This window comes from Rhizobium sp. BK176 (genome assembly GCF_024808055.1).
In genome coordinates, this window is sequence record NZ_JANUBV010000041.1 from 17,970 (window position 1) to 28,111 (window position 10,142).

General features: G+C 56.2%; 8 protein-coding genes. 6 read left to right on the top strand and 2 right to left on the bottom strand.

Features of this window, described 5'->3' with window-relative positions:
• Nucleotides 1-307 precede the first annotated feature (307 nt).
• Nucleotides 308-1,357, top strand: coding sequence for an ornithine cyclodeaminase (locus FHT76_RS39755; RefSeq protein WP_259186790.1), 1,050 nt, complete (start codon nt 308-310; stop codon nt 1,355-1,357).
• Between the two features lie 579 nt (nt 1,358-1,936).
• On the opposite strand, the gene FHT76_RS39760 is transcribed toward FHT76_RS39755, so the two are convergent.
• Nucleotides 1,937-2,818 (bottom strand): AraC family transcriptional regulator, encoded by an 882-nt coding sequence (locus tag FHT76_RS39760; protein ID WP_259186791.1) that lies wholly within the window; start codon nt 2,816-2,818, stop codon nt 1,937-1,939.
• Between the two features lie 104 nt (nt 2,819-2,922).
• Here FHT76_RS39760 and FHT76_RS39765 point away from each other — a divergent pair, with 104 nt between their 5' ends.
• From FHT76_RS39765 to FHT76_RS39780, 4 genes are read left to right on the top strand one after another with little or no spacing between them, the layout of a single operon-like run.
• Nucleotides 2,923-3,510 carry a (2Fe-2S)-binding protein gene (locus tag FHT76_RS39765; RefSeq protein WP_405049544.1) on the top strand — a complete coding sequence of 196 codons (588 nt, stop codon included), beginning with the start codon at nt 2,923-2,925 and terminating at the stop codon, nt 3,508-3,510.
• The gene (locus tag FHT76_RS39770; protein WP_259186794.1) at nt 3,429-4,520 is read left to right on the top strand and encodes a xanthine dehydrogenase family protein subunit M; all 1,092 of its coding nucleotides are present in this window, start codon (nt 3,429-3,431) and stop codon (nt 4,518-4,520) included. The genes FHT76_RS39765 and FHT76_RS39770 overlap by 82 nt, the downstream gene beginning before the upstream one ends.
• Nucleotides 4,517-6,727 (top strand): xanthine dehydrogenase family protein molybdopterin-binding subunit, encoded by a 2,211-nt coding sequence (locus FHT76_RS39775; RefSeq protein WP_259186796.1) that lies wholly within the window; start codon nt 4,517-4,519, stop codon nt 6,725-6,727. The genes FHT76_RS39770 and FHT76_RS39775 overlap by 4 nt, the downstream gene beginning before the upstream one ends.
• 58 nt (nt 6,728-6,785) lie before the next feature.
• Entirely contained in the window at nt 6,786-7,964 is a 1,179-nt protein-coding gene (locus FHT76_RS39780) for an adenylate/guanylate cyclase domain-containing protein (protein ID WP_259186804.1), read from the top strand.
• 92 nt (nt 7,965-8,056) lie between these two features.
• On the opposite strand, the gene FHT76_RS39785 is transcribed toward FHT76_RS39780, so the two are convergent.
• Nucleotides 8,057-9,145: a LacI family DNA-binding transcriptional regulator gene (locus tag FHT76_RS39785; RefSeq protein ID WP_259186797.1), complete on the bottom strand. Its 1,089-nt coding sequence runs from the start codon at nt 9,143-9,145 to the stop codon at nt 8,057-8,059.
• 153 nt (nt 9,146-9,298) lie between these two features.
• Between FHT76_RS39785 and FHT76_RS39790 the strand changes: the two genes are divergently transcribed.
• Entirely contained in the window at nt 9,299-10,045 is a 747-nt protein-coding gene (locus FHT76_RS39790; RefSeq protein WP_259186798.1) for an alpha/beta fold hydrolase, read from the top strand.
• The last annotated feature ends 97 nt before the right edge of the window (nt 10,046-10,142 follow it).

Here is a 10,142-nt window from a genome sequence, read left to right on the forward strand (position 1 = left end):
GTCAATATCGAAGCGAACATGGTCTTGTCGGCGTCAACAAGGAGAAGAGCCGTTCCAAGAATGTCCTGCATGGAGATTGAAACAGTCTTGGCATGCGCCCAACGTCGCTGTGGACGATGCCGGGGCCAGATTTGACGAAGAGGTGCGATCCAGGGCGAGTACAAGTCGTCGTACCGCAAGGTGATTTGGCAAAAATGTCAATTCAGGTATACAAAATAACTAATTGGCAGGTGGATTTTGCAGAGTCTTGGCATTTCCGGCAGCGTTGTCTCAGCCTACGATTCTCCTCACTTCTAAGGAGACCGAAATGCCAGCAATTGCGCCGTCAACTAAAGCCTACGTGCCGTTCGTCAGCGTCGAGAACATGATGCAGCTCATCCACCTCCTCGGGATCGAGAAAATGCTTTTGGAGATGACTGACGCTATCGAAGACGATTTCCGCCGCTGGAATTCCTTTGATAAGATCCCCCGTATTGCTTCTCACTCGACGGATGGCGTGATCGAGCTTATGCCGACCTCGGATGGTGCTACGTACGGATTTAAGTACGTCAACGGGCATCCTAAGAATACGCGAGACGGTCTGCAGACGGTTACCGCGTTCGGTCTTCTTGCTGATGTCGCAACAGGCTACCCCGTTCTCATAACGGAAATGACGCTATTGACGGCGCTGCGAACGGCGGCTGCGTCGGCCATGGCGGCGCGCCATCTGGCGCCGAAAAACCCATCGACATTGGCTATTATTGGCAACGGTGCGCAGGCCGAATTCCAAGCGCTCGCAATGAAAGCCGTACTTGGCATCACCCATATTCGCCTGTTCGATATCGACCCCTTGGCGACTTCGAAAGCGTTGAAGAACCTTTCCAACAGCGACATGCACGTCGTCGCGTGTTCATCGGCACAGTCTGCGGTCGAAGGCGCGCAGATCATCACGACATGCACGGCCGACAAGCAGTACGCCACCATCCTCACCGACAACATGGTCGGCGCCGGGGTCCACATCAACGCGATCGGCGGGGATTGCCCAGGCAAGACTGAATTGCACGGTGATATCCTGCTTCGAGCTGACACTTTTGTGGAGTTTGAGCCGCAGACGCGGATTGAAGGTGAGATTCAGCAAATGGCAGCGGACTATCCGGTCACCGAGCTTTGGCGCGTTCTGGCCGGAAAAGCGCAAGGGCGCCGCGACGAGCGCCAGATCACGCTCTTTGACAGCGTAGGCTTCGCTGTCGAAGACTTTTCGGCGCTTCGATATGTTCGCGCAAAGATGCAGGACACCGGTTTGTTTCTCAACTTGGACATGATCGCTGATCCTGACGATCCTCGTGATCTGTTTGGCATGTACCTGCGAGCAAAGTGAGTATCCATATGGCCAAGCGATGCGGGCATCTCTGCAACTGAACGGTCATGGCGATTTCATGCAACGGCACTAGCCTCCAGACCATGGCGAGGCGGAATACCGTACCGTTTAGCGTGGCCCCAATGCCGTGACGGGCATCGGAATACCTTGACTGGGCCGTAATCTGAGTAACAACCTACAGAGAAGAGTCGATATCCCAGATATCGCCAAATTCATTCCAAACGCCGTGAGCTCCCTTCGTTAGCGGGGGATCTGGCCCCACTAGTTCCAGCTAATCGTTAAACCGTCAACGAATGTGTAACGATTTCTGCCGCGAAAAATCACCAGCATCCTGGAGGGGTTGATCACAAGCCGTACAAGCACGGCCTAAACTTCTAAGTCGCAACAAAAAAACTCCACGTTACTGTGCGCCCATCAGTCGTTGGTGATAGCTACGTCGTTTGAGCGCGGTTTTACTGATCGAGATTGGTGCGGGCATGCTGAAAACGTTATGTTCGCTGACCTCGGGAGGCTGGACGCCCGATCGCAGAACCTGTTCAGCGAACCGAACGCGAGGACGGTTTTCGGGATAAAGTTCCTTTAAGTGGGGGAATTCACCGCACCAGGAGAATGTCCAAAAAAACGGAAAAAAGCTCCGCGAAAATAGTGCCCATTGGTGTAGCCGACGTGTGAGGCAACATTTGTAAGCGTTCCTCCATTGGTTTGGAGCAAATCCCGGGCTATTTCCATCCGCCGCGCCAGGACATATTGCCCCGGAGTCATGTGGAAGGTCTGGCGAAAGACCCTGATGAAGTGGAATGGGCTCATCGCCGCAACCTCGGAAAGGTTCTCGATCGTGATAGGGCCAGGAAGTTTTGCCTGCACGTAGTCCTCCAGACGTTTGAGCCGACGCGGATCCAGCCTCGCCAGCGTCGCCCTCGTGGGTCTCGCGCCGAGATGCGTCAACATCATATGTCCAAGCAGTCCCCTCATCATTTCGCTTGCTTCGATGTCGCTCATTTGCCAGCCGCCGGTTGCGTGGGCTCGGTAGCGCACGCTAGCGGACCACAAGACCGGATCGGAATATCCGACAATTTCGGCAAGTTCTGCGGCCTGCGGCGCTCGCAATTCCTCCGCAACGGATCTGCGCAGGGACTTAGATGGGCGAAATTCTACGCATTCCGATGGCTCGGGCACTTCAATCCAGGCAATAGGCTCTTCACCAGTCATGCCGCCGCTGTTACGCGGCACGGCTCGTCGTGAAGAAATACCGGATGCTCTGCGTATCAGGCAAGCCGGATTTTGGGAAAACGCCATTTCAATGACGTGAGCTTCAGATCTTGACTGCTCGGAGGCGTCGCGAAAGGCTGGAATACGACAATAGGACGCCGAGAAATCGGTGAAATCAGTCTGCCAGCGTTGGATCACAACAATGTCCCGATATTGCTGTTCTTCATTCCAATACCACCAATTATGATACACTTCCAGACTTTCAGACTAGCCAAATTTGTGTTGGGCGATAATTGAATTATCGCCGATGCGCTGCGGCAGCGCATCCCGACAACGAGCAGCCTTGGGAGATCGCTATGGTGTCATTAGAACTGAGTCGAAGAGCGGTATTGCGGGGAACCGGAGCGTTTCTAGGCGCAGGGAGTTCGCTGACTAGCGGCGAGGGAAGAGCAGCGTCCACGGAGAAGTGGCTCGACTCCTATATGGACACGCGCGTGACGGTTAACGGCGAGGAGTACCGTTTCCGACACGAAGCCCGGATCACTCTGCTTGATCTTCTGCGGGAAGAGATTGGTCTGACCGGAACCAAGAAGGGCTGTAATGAAGGTGCATGCGGGGCATGCACCGTACTCCTCGACGGACAGAGGATAAATGGCTGTCTCACTCTGTTTGCATCATGCAACGGTAGATCTATCACTACGGTGGAGGGCTTGGCATCACCTGAAGGGAAACTTCATTCGGTGCAGCAAGCCTTCATCGACCATGACGCGTTTCAATGCGGCTACTGTACGCCTGGCCAAATTCTGTCGGCGATCGCCTGCATAAAAGAAGGCCATACTGGATCAGATGTCGAAATAGCCGAATGGATGAGCGGAAATATATGCCGCTGCGCGGCTTACCCGCAGATCGTGGCGGCCGTTCGCCAAGCGGCGAAGGAGGGATGATCGATGCGCAACTTTCAATGGTGCGGGCGAGTAGCACCGCCGAAGCAGTTGCCGCCATAACCGTCGACGCAGCGTTCCACGCAGGTGGGACTGAGCTTCTAAACTGGATGCGCCTCGGGATCTCCGAACCAGCCCTATTAGTCGATCTAGGACAGGTTGAAGCACTCCGAGGAATTGCTCGTAGTCACGATAGCCTCCGTATCGGCGCGCGGGCAACGCTTAACGAGATCGGCCAGAACGACGAGGTGCGCAAGAATGCGCCGGCGCTCTCGCAGGCTTGCCTTAAAGCAGCCTCGCCGCAAATACGCAATCGCGCTACGATCGGGGGCAACATACTTCAAAAGACGAGATGCCCGTGGTTTCGCGCTGAGGCCCCCGGACAAACTGCCATGCCTTGGCCTTGCAACAAGCGAATGCCCGGTTCCGGATGCGCCGCACGCGAAAGCAAATTTTCCAAACTGGCCCTGTATGGTGCAAGCGAAGAATGCGCGGCCACTCAGCCTTCGGATCCTGCGGTGGCGCTTTCTGCGCTCGATGCAATCGTTGAAGTCTCGGGAAGAGAAGGTGCTCGGCTCATTCCCATGACTGAATTCCACCTTACCCAATCGGAAGCTGGCAGCGCCGTTACCGAAACCACGTTGCGTCAGGGCGAGCTTGTGACGGGCTTTCGTATACCTATTGACGCGGCGGCCCAGCGGTCTGCGTATCTGAAGGTTCGGGAACGCGAGTCCTTTGAATACGCAATGGTCTCCTGCGCTGTCGCCCTCCGACTTGAAGGAGAGATCGTTCGCGCCATTCGCATCTCGCTGGGCTCTGTGGCACAAAAACCATGGCGGCTCCGTCAAGCCGAGAAGGAGCTTCTGGATGTGCGCCTAAGCACTGGAGCGGTCGATGCTGCGTTGGTTCGCGACCTGAGCGAAGCCCGGCCTCTCCCGGGAAACGAATTTAAGCCTTTGCTTGCTGGCAATGCCGTGCGGCGCGCGCTGCAGATTGCTGGAGAACGGTCATGATCGAAGTGGAAAACGCTGCTGCCGATATTGTTGGTCGCGCAAACGTGCCCGCGACCGGAATAGGCGCACCCCGACCGAGACCGGACGGGCACGCCAAAGTTACGGGCGCGGCGAAGTTTGCTGGGGAGGAATACCCGAGGGGCACCCTTTACGGAGCGATGGTGACGGCTGCGATCGCCAGTGGTTCCGTCGATGTTATAGACGCGTCACTTGCTTTGGCTTTACCCGGCGTGGTGCGAGTACTCACCGATAAAGACATGCCAAAGCTCCAGGCGGCGCCGTCGCCGCCAGCCGCTCAATCATTCACACCGATGCAGGGCACCGAGATATTCTACGAGGGCCAACCAATAGGTTTGGTTCTTGCCGAAACTCTCGAGGCTGCTGAAGAGGGTGCGTCATTGGTTAAGGTTGCTTACAAAAGCAGGAAACCGGTTGTTTTTGAGACAGGAACCGCGACAACCCCGCGCTCGGGCGCGGACGGGAATGGCTACGCATTCGCAGAACTCGACGTCGAAAAAGGTGAGGCAAAGGAAGTTTTCTCTGCATCCACAAAAAAAGTCGATCAAACCTACGTCGCGCCAACACGTCATCATAACATGATGGAGCCGTCAACGACGCTTGCCGAATGGCGGGGCGATCAACTTCTAATACACGACGCGACGCAATGGACGTTTGGAGTTCGCTACGCGCTCGCTGCCTTGCTGGAAATGTCACCGGATCGAATAGATGTGCGCTGCCCGTTTACCGGAGGGGGATTTGGCGCCAAAGGTTATGTTTGGCCGCATCAAATTTTGGCGCCAATTGCCGCACGTATAGCCAAGCGGCCGGTTAAACTGAGCTTGGGCCGGACGGGCTGCTACACAGGTACGGGTTACCAGTCCGTCGTACGCAGCTCTTTGCGACTCGGTGCCGACGTCGACGGACGACTTCAAGCCGTCGTTCATGAGACTGAAAATGTGAGCTCGATCAACGATGACTACGTCGAATTCGGTTCGGCGGGAACTCGGGCACTCTACGCTATCCCCGCGTTGCATTGTACTACTCGCATTATCAAGGGAAATGTCGGCACGCCGACCGCGATGCGAGCTCCGCATGAGGGTCCAGGCATGTTCGCGACCGAGAGCGCAATGGATGAGCTCGCCTATGCTTGTGGCATAGACCCATTAGAACTTCGGTTGCGCAATTATGCCGAACACGACCCGCTGACTGGCAAGCCATTTTCCTCCAAAGCACTACACGAGGTCTATGCCGAAGGCGCGCGGCGCTTTGGTTGGGACGGGCGGCCAATGGCTGCGCGGTCGCTTACAGATGGTCGAAAGCGCATTGGATGGGGCATGGCGTCAGCGGTGATGTCGACGTTCCGTTTTGCATCTTCTGCTCGGATAAGACTTGTTGCAAGCGGCGAAGCCGTGATTGAAGCGGGCTGTCACGAGATAGGCAATGGCGTAACGGCTATCATCTCACAAATCGCCGCTGAAGCGCTGGGACTACCGGAAGAGCGGATCAGGGTCAGATTGGGAGATACCAGTTTGCCTGAAACTGGCGGGACATTTGGATCTTCCACCACAATCAGTGCCGGCTCAGCGGTGGCTGATGCGGCACAAAAGTTATTGCAACGCATCGCGGTGATCGCGGGGGGCGTCCCTCCCTCATCTGACGATTGGCCGGAGCTTCTTGCCAAAGTTGGAATTAGCGAGCTCATGGCGGAAGGCGCGTTTGCTCTGCCCGGCGAGGTCCCTTTTGATGCCCACGGCGGACAATCCGAGTGGTCAATGCACACTTGGGGGGCAGTGTTCGTTGAGATGGAGGTGGATGAAGAACTGGGGCTTGCCCGAATGCGCCGGTGCGTCGCAGGGTATTCCGCCGGCCGTATTTTGAACCCTCGTACGGCACGCAGCCAGATGATTGGCGGGATTATATGGGGCTACGGACGGGCCATGCTTGAAGAGAGTGCGGTGGACGCGAGGTATGGGCGCTATGTGTCGAAGAACCTCTCAGGTGTCATGCTACCGGTAAGCGCCGATATTCCTCGCAATATCGATGTGTTTTTCGTTGACGAGAACGATCCGCACGCATCGCGGATTGGGGCTCGGGGGATTGGAGAGCTTGGCGAGGTCGGCGTTGCCGCCGCTATCACGAATGCGATTTTCCACGCGACAGGAAAGCGCATCAGGACATTGCCGGTGCGCATTGCAGACATACTTTAGATGAGCGGGGCGTCGGAGTGTACTTTACTACCGGATGCCCCGTTCGTTATTGTGCGACATGAATAATTTAGTACCCCAAGATGAACCGTCCCAAACTCAAGCCTCACTGCTTGACTGGCTGATGCGCACCGGAGCCGTTCGAAATGTAGAAAGCGTCGATCTTTTCGGCGCGTTCTGCGAACGCGTCGCCAAGTTAGTGCCGGTTGAGCGCGTCGCTATGCAATTGGAAAATCTTCATCCGCTGTATTATGGCTATTGCCTGCATTGGGAGCCATTCAACCCACCCTTTGAGATTGCAAGAGCACATAGCTTTGCCGAGAGCGAAGCGTTCCGGACGAGCCCCTACACAGCTGCCCTGCAGAGCGGTGCCTTCTTGCGGGTAAAGCTCGACACAGAGACACCCGCCGCCCTTCCATTGCTGCGTGACCTTCAGCTACGAGGCTTCACCGATTTCATGGCGGATTTTCTCGCGACCGACGAGCGAATGCCGCCTGGCGTCAGTTGGGCAACCCGCCGGTCCGGCGGGTTTTCGGACACTGATCTGGCAACTCTTTTGGCCTTGACGCCGCATTGCTGCACTGTGTTCCGAGCGCACGCCGAACGACGCAAGACAGAGATGGTCTTAAAGACATATCTCGGTTCACAAGCAGGAGGCGAGGTGTTCGCAGGGCAGACGCAACGCGGCAAGGTGCAAGGCATGGCAGCCGTTGTTCTGCTCACCGATATGCGCGGCTTCACTGAAGCGACCATGCTTTTGTGTGAGAACGACGTTCTCGAACTCCTCAATCGCTATTTCGAAGCTGTCACGGATGCAGTCTCCCAAGCGGGCGGCGAAGTCCTTAAGTTTATCGGGGACGCGGTTCTGTCGGTTTTTCCGGTAGGAAGCAACCGCACGGCCGCCGACCGCTGCGCCGCAGCTGTCAACGCCATCGCCAACGCCCGTGTTGCGCTCAATAATTGCAGCCAGGCGCCGGACTTCGTTGCCGCGCTGACAATAGGCACGGTGGCTTACGGCAACATTGGCGGGCGCGAGCGGCTAGATTTTACAGTCGTCGGCGCAGCGGTTAACTTGGCAAGTAGGCTTGAGGCGCTCGCGAAGGAATGCGGGGTTGCCGTCGTGATGTCGGCAGACGTCGCGGCATGCCTACCGCTGTTTCGAACCAAATCGCTAGGATGGCATCGTTTGAAAGGGTTTGAAAATCCGATCGAAGCTTTTGCATTAGAGGCTCGATCGTGAAACCATAGCGTCCGCGAAAGGTATCGATCTAAACCGCGGTCGATTCAGGTTCTTTCGTTCCGCACCGTCGACGCCTCATCCCACGTCGGAGACTATTTCGTTGAAACGGACTGCGCTTTTGTCGATCCCCGCACTACCAACTGACCGCCTATCAAAAGGTGCTCCGGCTCGACGTTTCTGCTCTCAATTTTCGCGATAAGCATGGTGACTGTCGCCGCAACCATCGCCGGAAGCGGTTGGCTGACGGTGGTGAGATTGTAGGTCGGAAAGCCAGCGATTTCGATATCGTCGTATCCTACCACCGAGACATCGTCAGGAACCCGCAGCCCCAGTTTGAAACGAAGCTCATCCATAACAGCTACGGCCATATAGTCGTTTGCCACAAACACGGCATCCGGCCGGTTGTCGCTTGCAACGGTGAACAACTCCCGGGCCGCGGCGGCCGCCCTTTGCGGATGAAAGTGTCCAACCGCCCGCGAATGTATCGATAGACCAGCTTCCGACAGGCCCGCGGTGAAACCCAATTCCCGATCCCGATTTGTCGATGCGCCTTCCCAACCAGCAATCATTGCGATCCTTTTGTGGCCGCATCTTGCAAGGTATTGAGCCACCGACCGAGCTCCGGCCACGTTATCAGCAGTAACCGCCGAAAGTCTCCGGTCGTCCTGCGTACGCACGAACATCACTACCGGTATCCCGCTGTCGTAGCAACGCGCGCAGATTGCCGAAGAGAGTTCGACGGAAGCCGTGATCATGCCGTCCACTTGGTACTGTAGGATCTCTTCCATAACCTGGTCGATGCCTTGAGTCGTCTCCGGCATCATGAAAACCAGGGCGTGGTATCCGCTTGCCTGAAGCTCAAGGCAAATGCGCTCAAGCGCGTCAGCGTAAAATGGGTTGTCGAGGTAACTGAAAAGGACAGCGACGATCTTTGACTTTCCTACAAAAACCGCTCTGGCCAGCGCGTTTGGGCGATACCCAAGTTGGTCTGCGGCTTCCATAACACGCTTACGCATATTACTGGATACCGCGGAGGAGCGGTCATCTTTGGAGAAAACCCGACTGACAGCTGACTGCGAAACGCCGGCGAGCCTAGCGACGTCCAACGACGAGACCTTGTTTCTCTTCATGTACTGCCCCTTCGAATTTTGCCGGCGCCAGAAAGCCACCAGCAATAGCATATATATGCCTTAGATAACTTTATTTAATGTTTCAATGGCTGGTGTTCCGTTCGGAAGAGCCGACAGAGACTGCATAGTAGGCCTTGCATACATATGCAATATATGGCACCTGCTGGCTGTAGATGCGAGGAGCACGGTCAGGCGCAGGATTTCATGGCGGCAATTTTGAACAGGAGCAAGGAATTAGGGCAGCGCGAACTGGGCCACAGTGATCGCCTGTGCCGACCCCAGTCGCCACAACCCATCAGGATGCCGAACCGGCATATCATTGTCTTGGTGCCAGGTCTGACACGCTCGAGCTTTCACGAGGTATTCGCGCCGCAACTGGAAGGCCTCGCGGGCCTTTGCGAATTTTGCGCTCCCGAGTTCAATGGCCGCAACGAGATCAAGAAGGCTTCGGCTTTGGTACGCGAAATGATCGGCACAGACCGCTTTGCGCTTTGTGCTTTCTCGGATGGTGCGGCCGTGGCATTTGAGTTAATGCGGCAGGTCCCCGAACAAATTACTCATGTTTCTTTGGTAAGCGCCTGCGTCCCCCATTCACCCGTTCGATCAAATTTCGGGGGTAGATTCCTATTTTCCCACCACCGAACGTCTCCAGGGTCGGCTATGCGGCCAAACCAATCGTCAACGTACGCGTGCACCCAGCAACCGGAACCCGTTGAAGAGAGAGCAGACGGACTAAAAGCGGCCTTCATTGATGCCGAGCGCACTTTCAAAGGCAAGGTGCTCTTCCTCAGCGGCGATAGAGACAAAATCTCACCCTACCAGGGTCAAGCTCGGCTTGCGTCGTTATTCGCCCGCTCCGAATTTCACCTCATGATTGGGGTCGGTCATTTCGCGACCCTTGAAGCTCCCGCGACCGTCAATCGGACGATCCGCCGCCACCTCACATCCTGATTGGGCATTCAATGACCTCGCAATTCCTCTCCCACCTCCGCACCGAACTCGCCGCACTGAAGGATGCCGGGCTTTACAAGTCCGAGCGTGTCATCAC

What these genes read in the sequence shown, in the direction of transcription:
- FHT76_RS39790 (WP_259186798.1), top strand. Translation starts at nt 9,299, where the DNA reads ATGGCGGCAATTTTGAACAGGAGCAAGGAATTAGGGCAGCGCGAACTG.
- FHT76_RS39755 (WP_259186790.1), top strand. Translation starts at nt 308, where the DNA reads ATGCCAGCAATTGCGCCGTCAACTAAAGCCTACGTGCCGTTCGTCAGC.
- FHT76_RS39770 (WP_259186794.1), top strand. Translation starts at nt 3,429, where the DNA reads ATGGATGAGCGGAAATATATGCCGCTGCGCGGCTTACCCGCAGATCGT.
- FHT76_RS39765 (WP_405049544.1), top strand. Translation starts at nt 2,923, where the DNA reads ATGGTGTCATTAGAACTGAGTCGAAGAGCGGTATTGCGGGGAACCGGA.
- FHT76_RS39780 (WP_259186804.1), top strand. Translation starts at nt 6,786, where the DNA reads ATGAATAATTTAGTACCCCAAGATGAACCGTCCCAAACTCAAGCCTCA.
- FHT76_RS39775 (WP_259186796.1), top strand. Translation starts at nt 4,517, where the DNA reads ATGATCGAAGTGGAAAACGCTGCTGCCGATATTGTTGGTCGCGCAAAC.
- FHT76_RS39785 (WP_259186797.1), bottom strand. Translation starts at nt 9,145, where the DNA reads ATGCTATTGCTGGTGGCTTTCTGGCGCCGGCAAAATTCGAAGGGGCAG.